Below are 16,395 nucleotides of genomic sequence, written 5' to 3'. Positions count from 1 at the left end.
GATTAATTTTCTACAGAATCGATCCAGGCCTGTCTATTTGCGTTCAACAGGTTTAAAGCATCATCAGGCGATTGTCTGAATAATTCATAAATCTTTGCAGTATCTCCCACCCTGATTTCGAATTCATCGTTGGCTAATGCAGCTAAAAATTCATCCGCAACAACAGCAGGTTTGATGCCGTTATGTCCACCAATTTCTTTCGAAAATTCGGTATCTACCAGTGGAGGCATTAATTCGAAAACTTTAACCGCTGTTTCTGACAAACTTAATCTTAAGGAAGTGCTGTATGAATGTAGTGCTGCTTTGCTAGCGGCATAAGTTGGCAAAGTAACCCCTGGCACATAAGCCACAACTGATGATACATTTACAATTGCCGATGCTGCCTGTTTCTTTAAAATAGGTAATAACTTTTGATTTATTCTGATGATAGACAGGTAATTGGTTAACATTTCATCTTCTGCATTTGCAAAAGCATCCTGATTGTGATCGGCTAAATCGTACAGTATTGCTCTACCAGCATTATTGATTACGATATTCAGTTGAGGAAAATCTTCTTTAATTGTATTCACCAAATGGTCAACATCTTCAGCTTTACTTACATCAGATAGTATGGTAGTTACATTTTGCAATGAAGCTGCTGCTGCAGTTAACCTTTCCTGATTTCTGCCGGTTATAATTACATGGTTATCCAATGCAGTTAATTGTTTTGCAATTTCCAAGCCGATACCAGCTGTTCCACCGATTAATAAAACGGTATTTTTTGAAGTTTTCATTTATATTATTTTTTAAAAATTTAAGATTAAACAAGTGCTCACCGCGTGAGCATAAATGGTATTATTTTCATCCACGAGCTGAGCCTCTACCAAAGCGGTACGCCCGCCCAGGTTAATTACCTTACCCATGGTTTTTAGCTTTCCCGTTTTAATGGTAATCGCTTTCAAAAAATTGACTTTCAGTTCTAAAGTGGAATAGCCTTTTCCGGCAGGCAATAGTGAATGCACAGAGCAACCCATAGCAGAATCTAAAATTGCACTGATTATGCCTCCATGAACGGTTCCAATTGGGTTATAATGAAATTCCTGAGGCACAAACTCGAAAACCACATTTCCCTTTTCAATTAAGGTTACAGTAAAATCAAGCGTATGCAAAAGCGGTGGCATTGAAAACTTCTCATCGCTCATTGCCTGCAGATAATCGATGCCATCCATCTGCATGGCCTCCTTCGCACCTTCCATCGGGTCGTGCCAGGTTATTGTTCTGGTTCTGCTCATATAAAATACCAATCGGTATATTTTAAATTAAAATTTTTAGCCTAGGCTATCTATATATTTTTTTAGGGAGTCCATGATAAGGCTCCAATAATTGGTATTAGCGGTGAGTTTGGAAATCATAATGCCTCCCTCAACAATGGCAATAACGGTTAAAGCAATCTGTTCAGGGTTATTATCTGCGCGGAACTCCTTATTTGCAATTCCATCTTCAACCAGTTTGGCAATTTTATTCTTCCATCCAATAACCGCTTTCAAAACTTTTCCACGCAATTCAGGGTGGGTGTCATCCGCATCAACAGCAGTATTTAAAACAGGGCAACCCCCTTCTGCAACTGAACCATCGATAAATTTTTGATAAACATTAATATATACCAGCAGCTTATCTTTAACACTTACCTGCCGGTTCATTTCAGCATCTATTATGGATGAAACGTTATTTAAGTTATAATCAAAAGCGGCCAGTGCCACCTCATCTTTGTTTGCAAAGTTGCCATAAATGCTTCCTTTGGTTAAACCTGTAGCGGCAGTAATGTCATTTAAAGAAGTACCTGCGTAACCTTTTTTATTAAAAATGGGTGCTGTTTTCTCTACGATGAAATTTCTTGTCTTTTCTGCTTTGCTCATGTTCTTTTAAATTGACGATGCAAATATATACCAATCGGTATATTAAAAACAAATTTATTTATCATGGCAATCTCCTTTTGCGATACCATGAATAATGCTTAAAAAAGCTAATATTTGAATTAAGTTTGAATTTTGTAACTTTGCTTTATGAACAAGCCAGAAACCATTGAAGATTTTTATCAGAATAAATTTAGTTTCTTACCAGACAACCTTCAAAATGGCGTAGGCCATTTTAATGTTTTTAAGCTGGAAGACTGCTTGAGGGATGACCACAAACCAATGAGTTACAACCGAAGGGATTATTATAAAATATGCTTAACCCGCGGACATAATGTGTATCATTATGCAGATAAAAGTATTGAGATTGATGGAACTGCCTTAATTTTTTTCAATCCGCTTGTGCCATACACCTGGGAACTTGCCAGTGGCAAACAAAGCGAGGTAACGGGTTATTTCTGCATTTTTACAGAGGCTTTTTTTAAAGAAAAAATTAGAGGCAACATCGGCGATTTACCTATGTTTACACCAGGTGGAAAACCCGCTTACATTCTTAATGTTCAGCAAGACAAACAGATAGAAGCTATTTTCGCGAAAATGTTTGAGGAAATTAATACCGATTATATTTATAAATATGATTTGCTCCGCAATTACATAACAGAAATTACTCACTTCGCATTAAAAACAGAACCATCAGAAAATTTATTTAAACATACTGATGCCAACGCTCGGATTACCTCTGTTTTTACGGAGTTATTGGAACGCCAGTTCCCTATAGAAACCACTACGCAAAGGTTTACCATGCGCTCTGCTAAAGATTACGCAACACAACTCTCGGTACATGTAAACCACTTAAACCGCGCAATAAAAGAAACAACTGGCAAAACCACCACACATTATATTACCGAACGTTTATTGAGTGAGGCAAAAGCACTTTTAAAACACACGGATTGGAATATATCAGAAATTGGGTACTGCCTTGGATTTGAAGAGCCTACTCATTTTAACAACTTTTTCAAAAAACTAACCAAACATACCCCTACTTCTTATCGAATTGTTTGAATTTCGTAATCATCAGTTTGATTAACGTAATAAGCTGAAGTAATTTCTACTGTAATTTTGTCTTAACAAAAAAGGATAAAACTATGGGCATGAAAAAAGTTTGGTTTATTACCGGAGCTTCAAAAGGCTTAGGATTAAGTTTAGTTCATCAATTGCTTAAGGCTGGTCAATATGTTGCGGCTACTTCAAGGAATATTGATGAACTTAAGAAAGCAGTAACCGGTGAAGCCGCAAAATTTCTTCCGCTGGCGGTTAACCTGGCCGATGAAAAAAGTGTTGAAGAAGCAATTAAAGCTACCATTGCAAAATTTGAAAGAATTGATGTTGTGATCAATAATGCAGGTTACGGCATTGGAGGTAGCATTGAAGAGTTGAGTGATGAAGAAACACGCAACAGTTTCGATGTAAATGTTTTCGGAACATTAAATGTAATCAGAAAAGCTACACCTTATTTAAGGGCACAACGTGCGGGGCACATCATCAATATTGCATCAATTGCCGGTATCGCCGGGGCAACAGGATGGGCAGTGTATGCAGCTACTAAATCTGCAGTAATCGCATTATCAGAAGTATCGGCCGAAGATTTAAAAGAATTTGGCGTAAAAGTAACTGTGGTTGCTCCAGGAGCATTCAGAACCAGTTTCTTAACTGCTGATTCACTGATACTGGCAACTAACCCTATAGCAGATTACGAAGAAGTAAGGGCAATACATGCAAAGTATTTAAATATGGATGGACAACAGGTTGGAGATCCTGAGAAAGCTGCTGCAGCTATGATCTCTTTGGCAAGTATGCCAAATCCGCCAGTTCACCTCCTGCTTGGCAATGATGCTTTCCAAAGAGCTAATGGTAAGCTGGAAGCACTTCAAAAGCAATTTAAAGACTGGAAAGCGATTACGATTTCGACAGATTTCGACAACTAACCTATGCTATATTAACATTAGCAATCAAAAAAGGCGGCAGTCAGGAAATTATCCGCGACTGCCTGCCATTCAATCATTTTACTTATAAAAATAATAACATGGAAAATCAAAAAGTTTGGTTTGTAACAGGCGCGTCCAAAGGTCTGGGATTAACATTAGTAAAAACATTATTAAACAATGGCAATAACGTTGCCGCCACCTCAAGAAATCTAAATGATTTAATAAAAGCGGTTGGTGAACACGAAAACTTCTTACCCTTAACAGTTGATCTTATTGATGAGAGCAGTGTAGAAGCAGCGGTAAGTCAAACAATTAGCAAATTCGGCCAAGTAGATGTAGTGGTAAACAATGCAGGTTACGGAATGCTTGGTGCTTTAGAAGAATTAAGCGATCAGGAATCACGGCAAAATTTCGATGTGAATGTTTTCGGTTCGTTAAATGTAATCAGAAAGGTACTTCCTCAATTGCGGAAACAACAATCTGGTCACATTTTTAATATTTCCTCTATTGGTGGCTTTTCAGGCAACTTCCCTGGTTTTGGAATCTATTGTGCTACAAAATTTGCAGTAGTAGGCTTTACCGAATCATTGGCAGCTGAAGTAAAGTCACTAGGAATAAAGGCTACTGTTGTAGAACCTGGTTATTTTAGAACTGCATTTCTTACAGAAGGCTCATTAGCTGTTCCAAGTTCTCCTATCGATGCTTATAAAGAAGTACGCGATTCGCAGGCAGCGCACCAGAACGACATCAATAACCAACAACCAGGTGATCCTGCAAAAGCAGTTGAAGTAATTATTGAAGCTGCAAAAAGTGAAAACCCACCACTACATTTGTTCCTAGGCCCAGATGCTTATCAGGTAGCTGATGCAAAAATTACTGATGTACAAAGAGATATGGCCAATTGGAAGTTTTTGGCAACCGCCACGAATTTTGAAGAGGTTGGTGCTTAGTATTTAATTTAATTATGGATAGAATTATCTAAAATCAATTGACAAAAATAAATCTTCATTGCGAGAAGGCTTTTTTCAGCCGACGAAGCAATCTTAAACGATCGCTTTTTTGCATCCGCTTTAAGATTGCTTCGTGAATCGCAGTGGCGGTCAAAATGAATCGTCATTGCGAGAAGGCTTTTTCAGCCGACGAAGCAATCTTAAACGATCGCTTTTTTGCATCCGCTTTAAGATTGTTTTGTGAATCGCAGTGACGACTTTTCTACTCGATCTTACACATCAAAATATCTCCTCCGTAACCATTTCGCCAAACTAACCAGCGCAATTAATGCTGGTACCTCTACCAACGGACCGATTACACCAGCAAATGCCTGACCCGAATGAATGCCGAATACACCAATGGCCACTGCGATGGCCAATTCGAAGTTGTTGCCGGTAGCGGTAAAAGCAATAGCGGTACTTTTGCTGTAATCTGCACCAAAATATTTGCCGGCAAAGAAGCTGATCACAAACATTACCACAAAATAGATTACCAATGGTAAGGCAACTCTCAGCACATCCATTGGGATCTGCACAATTAATTCTCCTTTTAAACTGAACATCACCACAATGGTAAATAACAGCGCGATTAAGGTTATCGGAGAAATCATTGGGATGAAAATTGTGCGAAACCACTTTTCGCCTTTCCATTTAATCAGTATTTTTTGACTTAAAATGCCCGTTAAAAATGGAATGCCCAGGTAAATCCCTACACTTTTAGCAATCTCTACAATAGAAATGGATACAACCAAGCCTTTTAAACCAAATAAAGGTGGCAAAATGGTAATAAAGAAATAGGCGAACACACTGTAAAGCAATACCTGAAAAATACTGTTCAGGGCAATCAAACCAGCAGCATATTCACGGTTTCCGTCGGCAAGATCGTTCCACACCACCACCATGGCAATACACCTGGCTAAACCGATCATAATTAAACCGACCATGTATTCAGGATAACCATGTAAAAAGATAATCGCCAGGAAAAACATTAAAAATGGGCCAACAATCCAATTTAAAACCAGCGAAGCCCCCAAAACCCTGGTATTTTTAAATACTTCCCCCAAGTTTTCATAATTTACTTTTGCCAAGGGCGGATACATCATCAGTATTAATCCAATTGCCAGGGGAATGTTGGTATTTCCACTGGAAAATGAATTGATGAATACCGCAGAAGAAGGAAATAAATAGCCTAGCGATACGCCTAAAAGCATCGAAAAAAAAATCCAGATCGTTAAATACCGGTCTAAAAAACTGAGCTGTTTTCGTTTAACTACAGGCGCACAATTATTTGCCGACATCTTTATCCTTTTAAGTTTTCGTTTACAAAATCCTCCATGTAAGCTTTAACCATGTCTCTTGTGCTTCTGAATTGTGCCATAATTTCTGCCTCAGTACCTACCGCTTTAGCCGGATCGGGAAAATTATGGTGCAATTTTATGGCCTGAGTTGGGAAATACGGACAACTTTCTTTCGCATGATCGCAAACCGTAATCACATAATCAAAAGGAACATCAAAATATTCTTCAATATTGTTTGATGTTTGGCTGGAAATATCGATTCCATCTTCCGCCATTATTTTTATTGCCCTGGGGTTTACGCCGTGTACTTCAATACCAGCACTGTAAATTTTAGCTTTATTTTGTGTGAAAAATTTTAAATAACCTTCTGCAAGTTGACTTCTGCAACTATTTCCGGTACAAAGCACCAATATATTCTTCATGACTGTAAATTTTTAATGATTAACAGCAGCCACTTCCAGGGCTACAACTATTTTGGCCTGCTGTAAGGTTAACAAGTTTTATTTCTTTCTTTTCTGGCTGGGCTGGTGTGCAGCATTCTTCGCCAGTTTCGGTGGTACCACAACTCCCGCCCCGGTTAATGGCTTTACATTGGGTAGCATCGGGTGTTAGGTCTATAACCAGATTTTCTCCCTCAATATTAAATTCCCCCGGAAACATTTGTCTCGTATCGAACGCAGAATTACCAAATTCAATTTTTACAATTCCATTCGGGTTTAGTGGAAGTTTACTTTCTACAAGATTGATAATGGACAATGCTTTTTTCACCTCCATAGCCCTATCCTTTTCTTCCTCGGCAGGTTCCCATAATTGTACAATAATTTCCGTCCAGGCGTTCATCACGCCTCCACAATCTACTGAAACGATGGGCGCTTGTTTAATTTCGGTGATGTGATAATTGGCATTTACCCATTTACCCGGAGCATATTGAAACTGTAAGGTTAATTCGGGATGTTGTTGAAGGTGAGCCTTAAAGCTGCTCCATTCAATAGAAAATGTATTAATCATAATATTGCAATTTAACGATTGATTTATGTAAAAAATTTTAACAGCAGTTTTGCCCGCCTTTATATGAGGCAAAGAAATTGCCTAGCTGTGTTTCTAGTAACTTCCAGGTTTTAGGTGCTATACAATAGCAAATACTCACACCTTCTATAGTGCCTTGAATTATACCAGCATTTTTAAGTTCTTTTAAATGCTGAGAAATGGTGGCCTGAGCTAAACCTAATTCCTCAACCAAATCGCCACAAATACAGGTATTTGATTTAAGGATGCGTTGAAGAATCGCAATCCGCGCCGGATGAGCCATTGCTTTTAACAACGCTGCCATCTGGTTCTGCTCTTCAGTGAAGATTTCTGCTTTGGTAAGTCCCATAATTTTATATCGCAATATTACGATAGAAGAATCAGAAATCAAAATTTATTTCAATCATAAATCATAGCCAAATGAGGAATCTCAAAAGCTAAAAAAAACCGTTAACTAAAATTAGTCAACGGTTCAACTTATATAGGGATGAAGAAAATTATTTCTTTGGTTTTGCGCTCATGTAAAAGGTAAGCTTTCCACCGTTGGTAATGTCTGAATGTTTAATTTTATGATCGGTAATTTCTTTGCCGTTCAATAAAACCTTTTCTACGTAAACATTTTTATCGCTTTGTTTAATCGTTTCAACCGTAAAGGTTTTTCCGTTTTCTAAATTGATGATAGCGTTATTAACCAACGGACTGCCTAAAGAGTAAACATCAGAACCAGGTGATACCGGATAAAAACCTAATGAAGAAAACATATACCAGGCACTCATTTGTCCGCAATCATCATTTCCACCCAAACCATCAGCGGTAGGTTTATATTGCATATTTAATATATGGCGGATCTGTGCTTGTGTTTTCCATGGCTGATCGGTCCAGTTGTAAAGGTATGCAATGTGATGTGCTGGTTCGTTGCCATGCACATAGCCACCAATAATACCTTCGCGGGTGATGTCTTCTGTATGTGCAAAAAACTCATCAGGTAAATGCATGGTAAACAAGGTATCTAATCGTGTTGCAAATTTCTTTTTACCCCCCATCATTTCAATCAGCGAAGCAGGATCCTGTGGCACAAAAAAACTATAATTCCAGCTATTACCTTCAATAAAACCCTGTCCTTCTGTATCTTTTGGATCAAATTCCTTTTTAAAAGTTCCATCAGCCAACTTCGGACGCATAAAACCGGAAGCACTATCGTAGTTATTTTTCCAGTTGTTAGAACGCTTGATAAACTCGTTGTAAATGTCCATACGGTTTAATTTTTTCGCCAATTGCGCAATAGACCAGTCATCGTACGAATATTCTAAGTTATTGGAAACTGAAATTCCCGATTTTTCTGCCGGGATATAACCTTTATCCATGTAATAACCAATACCTTCATAATCGCGGTGTTTAGCCGTTGCAACACAGGCATCCAACGCTTTATTTGCATCTCCGTTGTAAGTACCTTTTATAATGGCATCAGAAATTACCGAAACACTGTGGTAACCGCTCATACACCAGTTATCGTTGGCATAATGCGACCAGATTGGCAACATATGCAAACTACTTTGATCGTAATGCGCTAACATCGATTTTACCATATCGTTGCTACGACCAGGTTGTGCAATGTTAAAAAATGGGTGTAAGGCCCTATAAGTGTCCCAAAGTGAAAATGTAGTGTAATTGGTAAAACCATCAGCTTTGTGTACACCCTGATCTAAACCTTTATATTCTCCGTTAATATCGGTATAAGTAGTTGGGTTAATGAAAGCATGATATAAAGCGGTATAAAAATTTACTTTATTATCGTTTGATGTAGTTACCTGAATTTTATTAAGTTCTTTGTTCCAGGTAGCCTGCGCCTGAGCTTTTACTTTTTCGAAATCCCAGCCCGAAATTTCTGCACGCATGTTCTGCAAAGCATTTTCCTGACTAACCGGAGATAAAGCAAATTTAATTTTAATCTTCTCCCCTTCCTGGGTATCGAAATCGAAGAACATTTTTAACTTTTTGCCTGCAATTTCCGGGAAGTTTTGTTCCTGGTTAAATTTACCCCAAAAGCCTCTGTAGGCTTGTTTTGCATCATAGCTTTTTCTTCCGTAGCTTTTAAAAGGTTTAGAAAAACTCATCGCAAAATAAACGGTTCTGGTTCTGGCCCAACCATTGGTTTGGCGGTAACCTGTAATCAAGGTATCGTTCACCACACGAACGTAAGTCCACACGGTTTTTTCTTCATAATTGTAAATGCCAGCCATCAGATCGAGTATAATGTGCGATTGATCTGATTTAGGAAAAGTATATTGGTGCATCCCTACCCTCGTGGTTGAGGTTAATTCTGCTGTTATGTTATCATCATCCAGTTTTACTTTATAGTAACCGGCCTCTGCAACTTCATTGGCATGCGAAAATGCTGAGCGATAGCCACCTTTAGGATCTGAAGCCGTACCCGGATTTAACTGAAGTTTGCCTTGTGTAGGCATAATTAGGAAATCGCCTAAATCTGAGTGCCCGGTGCCACTGAAATGTGTATGGCTAAAGCCCGTAATGGTTTTATCTTCGTATTTATAACCAGCACAGTATTTATAAACATCACCATTGTATTTTCCATTTACTTCATAAGATAAGGTATCTGTTTCAGGACTTAACTGTACCGAACCGAATGGAACTGTGGCACCCGGATAAGTATGCCCCATTTTTGATGTACCGATTATTGGTTTTACATACTGTACCAAATTCTGCTGTGCCGATGCCATTATGGATGAAAGCAAAAGACAAGGCAGGATAACTTTTTTAAACATATTTTTAAAAATTAGCTTGTTTTGTTTGAAAATTCTAAGGTATTAATTAAACTCCAAATGTCAATAAAATATGAGACTAAAACGTTTAAGTAAAACAAAAAATACAATATAGGAGCATGAAGATACAATTTATTGTGATTTAAACCTCGCAGGTTTCGAAACCTGCGAGGTTTATGTGCTTAAACGACAGACTTTGTTAATAAATCTGATGAAACGGAAAGCCCGCAACCCGATTTTCATCGCGTGAGGACTTGCAGTGATAGCAAAACTACGGGCAGCCATTAACACAGAACCAATCATTTTCAAATATTATTGACCACCTAAGTCACCTTAAAACATCTAAGTGATAAGCTCATACAATTTAGCTACCGCTTTTTACAAGTAACTGACTTCCTTTAAATAATTTCAGCTAAATAAACCTTATTTTTGCAACCAATAATTTTAAGATGAGTAAACACGGTAGAATTCTGGTTGCCATGAGTGGCGGGGTTGATAGTTCGGTAGCGGCTGTAATGTTGCATGAGCAGGGTTATGAGGTTATTGGATTAACTATGAAAACCTGGGATTATGCGAGTTCTGGTGGTAGCAGCAAGGAAACTGGTTGTTGCTCATTGGATAGTATTAATGATGCCCGTACGCTTGCCGTAAACTATGGCTTTCCACATTATATACTGGATATTCGCGATGAGTTTGGCGATTACGTGATTGATAATTTCGTGGATGAATACCTGGCGGGAAGAACACCAAATCCTTGCGTGTTATGCAACACCCACATTAAATGGGAAGCTCTATTAAAACGTGCCAATAAACTGGATTGCGAATTTATTGCAACCGGGCATTATGCCAATATCCGCCAGCAAGATAGTGGCCGTTATGTAATTTCGAAAGGTAAAGACGAAAACAAGGATCAATCTTATGTATTGTGGGGTGTTTCTCAGGAAAACCTTTCGCGCACAAAATTCCCATTGGGCAGTTTTGCTAAATCTGACATCAGGCAAATGGCTTTAGATATGGGTCAGGAAGAACTGGCCAAAAAATCGGAGAGTTACGAAATCTGTTTCGTGCCGGATAATGATTACAGAGCTTTTTTAAAACACAAAGTAGAAGATCTTGAAGATAGGGTTGCCGGTGGAAATTTCATTTTAAGCAATGGGATGATTGTTGGGCAACACAAAGGTTATCCTTTTTATACCATTGGCCAACGTAAAGGTTTGGGCGTTGCTTTTGGCGAGCCTATGTTCGTAACTCAAATTTTGCCAGAAAGCAATACGGTAGTATTAGGTAAAGCTGAGGAGCTGGAACGCAGGGAAGCAATGGTTCGTAATGTAAACCTCGTAAAATACGCAAGTATTGAAGAACCGATGAATGATGTAATTACTAAAATCCGTTATAAAGATGCAGGTATGCTAAGTACCATTGTGCAGGAAAAAGATAAAATGCGGGTTGTGTTTGATCACAACGTTTCTGCAATTGCTCCTGGTCAATCGGCTGTATTTTATGAAGGAAATGATTTATTGGGCGGAGGTTTCTTAGTTTAATTAATTTTAATTAGGAGTTATTCTAGGAAGATTGATTTTGAATTAAATTCAGGGTGACGAGCGAAAAATAAAGTATCTCATAAAGAAACCGTCCTGCTGAATTCATTTCAGCATCTTTTTTGATTATATATGATAAGTTAATATTAAAATAATCGGTCGAGTACAGTTGTGACTATACCTAACAGACCCTAAAATAAAATCAGGGTGACGAGCGAAAAATATAGTATCACAAGAGAAACCGTCCTGCTGAATTTATTTCAGCATCTTTTTCGATCATATTTGATAAGTAAAAATTAAAATAATCGGTCGATTATAACTGTGGCTATACCTCACAGACACTGAAATAAATTCAGGGTGACGAGCGAAAAATTAAGTATCTCATAAAGATCCGTCCTGCTGAATTTATTTCAACATCTTTTTCGATCATGTTTGATAAGTAAAAATTAAAATAATCGGCCGAATATAATTGTAGCTATACCTTACAGACCCTGAAATAAATTTAGGGTGACGAGCGAAAAATTAAGTATCTCATAAAGAACCGTCCTGCTGAATTTATTTCAGCATCTTTTTCGATCATGTTTGATAAGTTAAAATTGAAATAATCGGTCGATTATAACTGTAGCTATACCTCTCAGACCCTGAAATAAATTCAGGGTGACGAGCGAAAAATAAAGTATCACATAAAGAACCGTCTTGCTGAATTTATTTCAGCATCTTTTCCGATTCTATTTGATAAGTAAAAATTAAAATAATCGGCAGATTATAATTGTGGCTCTACCTCACAGACCCTGAAATAAATTCAGGGTGACGATAACTACAAAAAAATTATTCACTCCCTTTAAATATATTAATTGAAGCTGTTTTCCATTGGAGGTAGCCTAAATTACCACAGATCTGTGCTACAAAATTCTCGATTTCTTCTGGCACATCATTTACCACGCGCCACCTTATGGTATACTTAGGATTATAACTGATATACACAACCAAATCATCTTTGCGCTGCCCTATGGCGTTTAAATGTTGCAAATGAATATCCTGAAGATCTGCCGCAGCAATCCTCAGTCGCTCATTCATAATTTTGCCCAAAGATGCGTCTGGTCTAAAATCAGTTTCGAATATAGGTAAAACGGTAACTGTCATAAAAATATATTAGCAAGCAACGGTTTAAAAAGCATTTAATCTGTTATTAAACTAAAAATGTCTGCCGACTCTTTATTAAGGTATCATGCTCTTCAAACAAATTTATGCTAAAAATATTAGTAATTAAAATTTTTAATGCATTTTTTTAGTAAAATTTAAACTATGCCATAAGTGTGACAATAATTATAGGGAAGTTGATAACTTTAAATATGTGCATAAATATTATAAACATCTGATAGTAAGATAAGTTATCCTGATATAAAAGTAGAGCTTATGAAAAAGTGCATCTATGTTGTGGAAGATAATCCAAATATCAGGGAGATTATCGAATTCTTACTAATTGAAGAACTTTATGAAGTAAGAACCTGTCCAAATACAAATGAATTTTGGCTTCAGATGGATAAACAGATACCAGACATGGTGATTTTGGATATTATGCTACCTGATGGAAATGGACTTGACATTTGCAATACTTTGAAACGGAACATTAGAACACATGATATCCCTGTTATGATGATGTCGGCTAATAACCACTTAAATGCTGTGAAAGCTAAATGTGATGCAGAAGATTTCATCAATAAACCATTTGACCTTAATGATTTTGCGAGCCGGATAGAGAAATATCTAGCGGCTTAGTTTAAGAATAAAAGTCATTAGTTCACTTCATTTATGGCTAATCATTTAAGATTTACCAACTACCGATGAACTAATGACAATTTAACTTAAAAATTAATTAAATGAGATGCTTTCAATTGCTTTATCCAAAGCTTTATCTTTTAGGTCTGGAATACTTACCCCCTCGGCCCTATAGGTTGTAATATCAGTCATACCCATAAAACCCAATACCGATTTAAGATAAGATTCTGTAAAATCATAAGGTTTCATTGGTCCTTCTGAATATACACCACCGGAAGAGATTGCCAGATATACTTTTTTGTTTTTCACCAAGCCTTCTGGTCCGTTTTCTGAGTAACGGAAAGTGTGCCCAGCGCGTGCAATGTGATCGATCCATGATTTTAAAGTAGATGGAATGCCAAAATTGTACAGTGGCGCACCGATAACAATCACATCAGCATCTTTAAGTTCGGCAATGGCCTCATTAGAATGTTTTATGGCTTGTGTAAATTCTGGTGTATGGTGCTCTACCGGAGTAAAAAAAGAATTGATGTGCACTTCTTCCAAATGTGGAAACGGTGTATTGGTTAAATCATGTACGGTTACCGTGCTGCCAGGATTTGCGGCCTGTAATTTTTCGACTATTGCATTTCCCAATTTAATACTGAAAGATGCTCCGCCCCTTGGGCTCGATATAAGATGTAATATTTTCATTTTTTTGCCTTTTTTTGTCTGGCAAAACTATGGATAGGAAATATCAAAAAGCTATTACTATACCAAAGGATAGCACTATCCTTTGGTATAGTTGAAATTTTTATCTTTTAAAATTGATCGAGATAATATGTACAACCGTCACTCTCCAAAATGGGCAATCTTAAAGCTTCCATACATTAAGATTTACGCATACGCGAGAACGACGGCAAGAAGAAAATATCGATTATGTTATTTCAACGCTTCTATTACAGCAACAAAACCACCATCTTTAACCATATTGATATCAATTGTTTCTCCGGCTCTAATCGGTTTAACAATTCGCTTAAAATCCATCGCCTGGAAATCGGCATTGATACCATCCTTAATCAGCGTGATCTGATAAATTGTATTTGCTTTTAAAAAACTTGCATCAACCTTTAAATCATGTTTTTGATCGTTACCCATGGCACCAATAAACCATTTTTCGCCCTTTCTTTTTGCCGTAACAATGTATTCGCCAACACTGGCATCCAAAATTTTAGTTTCATCCCAGGTTACCGGAACACTGGTAATAAAAGAAGTGGTTTCTGGCTCTCTTAAATAATTGAACGGATTATCTGCAAGCATCTGAAAACCGCTTTCAAAAACAATATACATGGCCAGCTGATGTACCCTTGTACCAATGCTCATGGTATTTACCCAACTTGGTTTATAATCTTGCTTGTGCGCCGAACGCATTGCTCCAGGTGTATAATCCATAGGGCCAACTGCATTACGTAGAAAAGGAAGAAATAAGTTATTATTTGGGGTAGCTAATCCGCCGCCAATATTTTGCTCCATTCCAATAACCCCTTCGTAAGAAAGTACATTCGGATAGGCAACTTCCAAACCAGCCGGTTTAAATGCGCCGTGAAAATCGACCAGAATATGGTGTTTTGCTGCTTCTTTGGCAACCCTGGTGTAGTAATTAACCATCCACTGATCGCTCCTATCCATAAAATCGATCTTTACCCCTGCAATTCCCCATTTATCCAAAGTTTCGAAAATGTTAAAGTTATTTTCTACAGCCAGCCAGGTAAACCAAAGTACAATTTTTACATTTTTTTGCTTACCATAAGCAATCAGCTCCTGTAGGTTAATTGTTGGATTTGGCTCAAAGGGATTTAAGGTTGTTTTTGCCCATCCTTCATCCATGATAATATATGGAATGCCAAATTTCGAGGCAAAATCGATGTAATATTTATACGTATCCTGATTGTAACCTGATTTAAAATCTACTCCATAAACATAGGCATTGTGCCACCACTCCCAAGTTACCTGTCCGGGTTTTATCCATTTTGTATCCTTCAACTGGTTGGGTGTACTGAGTTTATACACCATCTGGTTTGCTGCTAATTGGGTATCTTTATCTGTAATTACTAAAAAACGCCACGGAAATGATCTTTTACCTGACGTTTTTGCAATATAATCGGCCTCTTTTAAAATTTTCTTGCTTCTGTCTCCATCTTCTCCAAAAGAAAGTGGCACTTTAGGAAAAACTGCGTCAATGGATTTATTATCAATAGCTTTAACAAATAAGCATGGATAATCATATAAATCGGCTTCTGATAACAATGCTTTATACTTGCCGGTATCAAAAAGGATCGGCAGTACACTCATTTTTTCCTTATTTACTTTACCAAGTTCGTTTTGGCGGTAAAGGATTTCGTAAGAAGTTTTAAATTCGCCTGTTTCCAAATAATCCGCTTTAACTGCATCATTAAAATTGATGTGTACATCTTCATTTTTTACAATAATCGAATCTTTTTTATTGGTAATGAAACGGTATGCTATGCCATCGTTATAGGCCCTGAATTCTACACTGAAATCACCTTTAAAATCAAGCTTTAACAAATTATAACGATTTTCTACAGTACTGTTTTTAAGTGGAACAATTGGGTTTGAACTGCTGTTTACAGAAGAAAGTGTTTTCTTCAACAATTTAGCATGATCGCCAAGCATTGCCTGCTCAAGGTTTAACTGTAAATATGAATTGGTTAAAAAAGGGTTTCCGTTAAAGGTTACCGAATAGGCAATCTTTTCCTTAATATTTACCTCAACTTTAATCCTTTTATCGGGCGATACCAGCTCAATAGGCGCGCTAAAAAGTTTAATGGCAAATACCAGCAATAAAATAACAATTGATAATGGTTTTTTCATGTTTGATTAGGTTTTCTTTGTGAGAATTTACTTGGTTATTGTTATTAAATCAATCGATAAAACGATTTAGTAAGTTAAAGTTAATGACAGTTTTGGATTTAACAACATTTTTGAAGAAAAACTCTGCTTTAAAAAACGTTAAATCGAGTAAGAAGCAGGGAATTAGTTTCCCTGCTGTCTCCTCACACCACCGTACGTACCGTTCGGTATACGGCGGTTTGTTAGAATAACTTCGTT

16 protein-coding genes are annotated in these 16,395 nt (G+C 37.3%); 5 read left to right on the top strand and 11 right to left on the bottom strand.

Features of this window, described 5'->3' with window-relative positions; genetic code table 11:
* Nucleotides 1-2: 2 nt before the first annotated feature.
* From ASE74_RS20730 to ASE74_RS20720, 3 genes are read right to left on the bottom strand one after another with little or no spacing between them, the layout of a single operon-like run.
* The gene (locus ASE74_RS20730; RefSeq protein ID WP_055913420.1) at nucleotides 3-773 is read right to left on the bottom strand and encodes an SDR family oxidoreductase; all 771 of its coding nucleotides are present in this window, start codon (nucleotides 771-773) and stop codon (nucleotides 3-5) included.
* Between the two features lie 12 nt (nucleotides 774-785).
* Nucleotides 786-1,271, bottom strand: a complete 486-nt coding sequence (locus ASE74_RS20725; RefSeq protein WP_055913417.1) for a PaaI family thioesterase — start codon at nucleotides 1,269-1,271, stop codon at nucleotides 786-788.
* 36 nt (nucleotides 1,272-1,307) lie between these two features.
* Nucleotides 1,308-1,895, bottom strand: a complete 588-nt coding sequence (locus ASE74_RS20720) for a TetR/AcrR family transcriptional regulator (RefSeq protein WP_055913414.1) — start codon at nucleotides 1,893-1,895, stop codon at nucleotides 1,308-1,310.
* Between the two features lie 147 nt (nucleotides 1,896-2,042).
* On the opposite strand from ASE74_RS20720, the gene ASE74_RS20715 reads away from it, so the two are divergent.
* The 3 genes from ASE74_RS20715 (at nucleotide 2,043) to ASE74_RS20705 (ending at nucleotide 4,827) form a co-directional block, all read left to right on the top strand.
* Nucleotides 2,043-2,954, top strand: coding sequence for an AraC family transcriptional regulator (locus ASE74_RS20715; RefSeq protein WP_055913411.1), 912 nt, complete (start codon nucleotides 2,043-2,045; stop codon nucleotides 2,952-2,954).
* A gap of 89 nt (nucleotides 2,955-3,043) precedes the next feature.
* Nucleotides 3,044-3,877 (top strand): SDR family NAD(P)-dependent oxidoreductase, encoded by an 834-nt coding sequence (locus tag ASE74_RS20710; protein ID WP_369800208.1) that lies wholly within the window; start codon nucleotides 3,044-3,046, stop codon nucleotides 3,875-3,877.
* 98 nt (nucleotides 3,878-3,975) lie between these two features.
* Complete coding sequence (locus ASE74_RS20705) at nucleotides 3,976-4,827, top strand: SDR family NAD(P)-dependent oxidoreductase (RefSeq protein WP_055913405.1); 852 nt, start codon at nucleotides 3,976-3,978, stop codon at nucleotides 4,825-4,827.
* 272 nt (nucleotides 4,828-5,099) lie between these two features.
* On the opposite strand, the gene arsB is transcribed toward ASE74_RS20705, so the two are convergent.
* The 5 genes from arsB to ASE74_RS20680 all read right to left on the bottom strand — a co-directional run bounded on the left by arsB (nucleotide 5,100) and on the right by ASE74_RS20680 (nucleotide 9,973).
* Nucleotides 5,100-6,164: an ACR3 family arsenite efflux transporter gene (gene arsB, locus ASE74_RS20700; protein ID WP_055913402.1), complete on the bottom strand. Its 1,065-nt coding sequence runs from the start codon at nucleotides 6,162-6,164 to the stop codon at nucleotides 5,100-5,102.
* A gap of 2 nt (nucleotides 6,165-6,166) precedes the next feature.
* Entirely contained in the window at nucleotides 6,167-6,586 is a 420-nt protein-coding gene (locus ASE74_RS20695; protein ID WP_055913399.1) for an arsenate reductase ArsC, read from the bottom strand.
* A gap of 19 nt (nucleotides 6,587-6,605) precedes the next feature.
* Complete coding sequence (locus tag ASE74_RS20690) at nucleotides 6,606-7,172, bottom strand: DUF6428 family protein (protein WP_055913396.1); 567 nt, start codon at nucleotides 7,170-7,172, stop codon at nucleotides 6,606-6,608.
* A 37-nt stretch (nucleotides 7,173-7,209) separates the two neighbouring features.
* Nucleotides 7,210-7,539, bottom strand: a complete 330-nt coding sequence (locus ASE74_RS20685) for a helix-turn-helix transcriptional regulator (RefSeq protein ID WP_055913393.1) — start codon at nucleotides 7,537-7,539, stop codon at nucleotides 7,210-7,212.
* A gap of 148 nt (nucleotides 7,540-7,687) precedes the next feature.
* Nucleotides 7,688-9,973 carry a GH92 family glycosyl hydrolase gene (locus tag ASE74_RS20680; RefSeq protein WP_082458881.1) on the bottom strand — a complete coding sequence of 762 codons (2,286 nt, stop codon included), beginning with the start codon at nucleotides 9,971-9,973 and terminating at the stop codon, nucleotides 7,688-7,690.
* A gap of 446 nt (nucleotides 9,974-10,419) precedes the next feature.
* Between ASE74_RS20680 and mnmA the strand changes: the two genes are divergently transcribed.
* Nucleotides 10,420-11,511: a tRNA 2-thiouridine(34) synthase MnmA gene (mnmA, locus tag ASE74_RS20675; RefSeq protein WP_055913390.1), complete on the top strand. Its 1,092-nt coding sequence runs from the start codon at nucleotides 10,420-10,422 to the stop codon at nucleotides 11,509-11,511.
* A gap of 825 nt (nucleotides 11,512-12,336) precedes the next feature.
* Here the strand turns inward: mnmA and ASE74_RS20670 are convergent.
* Nucleotides 12,337-12,651, bottom strand: a complete 315-nt coding sequence (locus tag ASE74_RS20670; protein ID WP_055913387.1) for a hypothetical protein — start codon at nucleotides 12,649-12,651, stop codon at nucleotides 12,337-12,339.
* A gap of 273 nt (nucleotides 12,652-12,924) precedes the next feature.
* Between ASE74_RS20670 and ASE74_RS20665 the strand changes: the two genes are divergently transcribed.
* Complete coding sequence (locus tag ASE74_RS20665) at nucleotides 12,925-13,287, top strand: response regulator transcription factor (protein WP_055913384.1); 363 nt, start codon at nucleotides 12,925-12,927, stop codon at nucleotides 13,285-13,287.
* Nucleotides 13,288-13,380: 93 nt separating this feature from the next.
* Here ASE74_RS20665 and ASE74_RS20660 read toward each other — a convergent pair whose 3' ends face one another.
* Entirely contained in the window at nucleotides 13,381-13,980 is a 600-nt protein-coding gene (locus ASE74_RS20660) for an FMN-dependent NADH-azoreductase (RefSeq protein ID WP_055913381.1), read from the bottom strand.
* Between the two features lie 228 nt (nucleotides 13,981-14,208).
* Complete coding sequence (locus ASE74_RS20655) at nucleotides 14,209-16,158, bottom strand: glycoside hydrolase family 97 protein (protein ID WP_055913378.1); 1,950 nt, start codon at nucleotides 16,156-16,158, stop codon at nucleotides 14,209-14,211.
* Nucleotides 16,159-16,395: the final 237 nt, after the last annotated feature.

Source organism: Pedobacter sp. Leaf216 (assembly GCF_001421515.1).
In the GTDB taxonomy this organism is placed as follows: Bacteria; Bacteroidota; Bacteroidia; order Sphingobacteriales; family Sphingobacteriaceae; genus Pedobacter.
Note: the sequence above shows the minus strand (reverse complement) of the source record. Positions and strands in the feature narration are given on the sequence as shown.

Excerpts from the sequence above, each read along its gene's own strand:
- ASE74_RS20725 (WP_055913417.1), bottom strand. The coding sequence starts at position 1,271 with ATGAGCAGAACCAGAACAATAACCTGGCACGACCCGATGGAAGGTGCG.
- ASE74_RS20690 (WP_055913396.1), bottom strand. The coding sequence starts at position 7,172 with ATGATTAATACATTTTCTATTGAATGGAGCAGCTTTAAGGCTCACCTT.
- mnmA (WP_055913390.1), top strand. The coding sequence starts at position 10,420 with ATGAGTAAACACGGTAGAATTCTGGTTGCCATGAGTGGCGGGGTTGAT.
- ASE74_RS20695 (WP_055913399.1), bottom strand. The coding sequence starts at position 6,586 with ATGAAGAATATATTGGTGCTTTGTACCGGAAATAGTTGCAGAAGTCAA.
- ASE74_RS20705 (WP_055913405.1), top strand. The coding sequence starts at position 3,976 with ATGGAAAATCAAAAAGTTTGGTTTGTAACAGGCGCGTCCAAAGGTCTG.
- ASE74_RS20720 (WP_055913414.1), bottom strand. The coding sequence starts at position 1,895 with ATGAGCAAAGCAGAAAAGACAAGAAATTTCATCGTAGAGAAAACAGCA.
- ASE74_RS20680 (WP_082458881.1), bottom strand. The coding sequence starts at position 9,973 with ATGTTTAAAAAAGTTATCCTGCCTTGTCTTTTGCTTTCATCCATAATG.
- ASE74_RS20660 (WP_055913381.1), bottom strand. The coding sequence starts at position 13,980 with ATGAAAATATTACATCTTATATCGAGCCCAAGGGGCGGAGCATCTTTC.
- ASE74_RS20655 (WP_055913378.1), bottom strand. The coding sequence starts at position 16,158 with ATGAAAAAACCATTATCAATTGTTATTTTATTGCTGGTATTTGCCATT.
- ASE74_RS20665 (WP_055913384.1), top strand. The coding sequence starts at position 12,925 with ATGAAAAAGTGCATCTATGTTGTGGAAGATAATCCAAATATCAGGGAG.
- ASE74_RS20670 (WP_055913387.1), bottom strand. The coding sequence starts at position 12,651 with ATGACAGTTACCGTTTTACCTATATTCGAAACTGATTTTAGACCAGAC.
- ASE74_RS20715 (WP_055913411.1), top strand. The coding sequence starts at position 2,043 with ATGAACAAGCCAGAAACCATTGAAGATTTTTATCAGAATAAATTTAGT.
- arsB (WP_055913402.1), bottom strand. The coding sequence starts at position 6,164 with ATGTCGGCAAATAATTGTGCGCCTGTAGTTAAACGAAAACAGCTCAGT.
- ASE74_RS20710 (WP_369800208.1), top strand. The coding sequence starts at position 3,044 with ATGAAAAAAGTTTGGTTTATTACCGGAGCTTCAAAAGGCTTAGGATTA.
- ASE74_RS20685 (WP_055913393.1), bottom strand. The coding sequence starts at position 7,539 with ATGGGACTTACCAAAGCAGAAATCTTCACTGAAGAGCAGAACCAGATG.
- ASE74_RS20730 (WP_055913420.1), bottom strand. The coding sequence starts at position 773 with ATGAAAACTTCAAAAAATACCGTTTTATTAATCGGTGGAACAGCTGGT.